Genomic DNA, 1,304 nt, shown 5'->3' on the forward strand with positions numbered 1-1,304 from the left:
CTTGGGTTCTAACGGTCGTCGCAACACCTCAGCTCAAGGGGTGCGATGGACTTCGAGATCCGCGGGGAGCGGAAGCCGCAGGGGCGTAGGAAGCTCCGGGCCGAGCGGGCGGAATACTTCCGGCTCGTGCGACAGGGCTACAGCAACAAGGAGGCGTCCCGGCTGATCGGCGTCCACGAGCGGACTGGACGCGAGTGGCGCAACGGCCGGACAAACCCGAACAGGTTCCGGGCGCCCGCTCGACCCGAGTGGGCGCCCGCAGGCGTGTCCGGCCCGTCCCGGTATCTGCGTGAGGACGAGCGGATCCACATCGCCGACCGGTTGCGGGAGAAGGCCACCGTCCGCGCGATCGCCGGCGAGCTGGGCCGGAGCCCGTCCACGATCAGCCGGGAGATCCGACGTAACTGCCATCCCGACAGCGGCAGTTACCGGCCCCACGCCGCGCAGGCCCGTGCGGACGAACGGCGCCCCCGCCCCAAGCCGGGGAAGATCGCTCTCAACCCCGAGCTGCGGGCCGCCGTCCAGGCCGGCCTGGACGAGCAGTGGAGCCCGGAACAGATCTGCCACGCTCTGCGCAGAACCTTCCCCGACCGGCCGGAGATGCACGTGGCCCACGAAACGATCTACCAGGCGCTCTACGTCCAGGGCCGCGGCGAGCTGCGGCGCGAGCTGGCCGGCGCCCTGCGCTCCGGCCGGGCCCGCCGCAAGCCTCAGCGCCAGGCCAACTGCCGCCAGCCCCGTTTCACCGACCCGATGGTCATGATCAGCGAACGTCCGGCCGAGGCGGAGGACCGGGCGGTGCCCGGGCACTGGGAAGGAGATCTGATCATCGGCAAGGACGGCGCCTCCGCGATCGGCACTCTGGTCGAACGCCACACCCGCTACGTGATGCTCCTGCACCTGCCGAATGGCCGCACCGCCGAGCACGTGCGCGACGCCCTCACGGAGACAGTCCGGACTCTGCCCGCACACCTGATGCGCTCGCTGACCTGGGACCAGGGCAGCGAGATGGCCGCCCACAAGAGCTTCACCGTCGCCACCGGCGTTCCGGTCTACTTCTGCGACCCGGCCAGTCCCTGGCAGCGCGGCTCGAACGAGAACACGAACGGCCTGCTGCGGCAGTACTTCCCCAAGGGCACCGACCTGTCCGTCCACGGTCCGGAACACCTCGCGGCGGTGGCCGTCCAGCTCAACGGCCGCCCACGCAAAACGCTCGGCTGGGAAACCCCAGCCGAGCGCCTGCATAAACTCGTCGCGGCCTGATCAAACCGACCACATGTTGCAACGACCCCTGGAAACCGCCG

At 70.1% G+C, this 1,304-nt stretch carries 1 protein-coding gene; it reads left to right on the top strand.

Annotated elements, in window-relative coordinates; translation table 11 throughout:
• Window positions 1-45 precede the first annotated feature (45 nt).
• A complete protein-coding gene (locus ACWDD9_RS43845; protein WP_117484905.1) occupies window positions 46-1,263 on the top strand; it encodes an IS30 family transposase in 1,218 nt (405 codons plus the stop codon).
• Window positions 1,264-1,304 lie beyond the last annotated feature (41 nt).

This window comes from Kitasatospora sp. NPDC001119 (assembly GCF_053598475.1).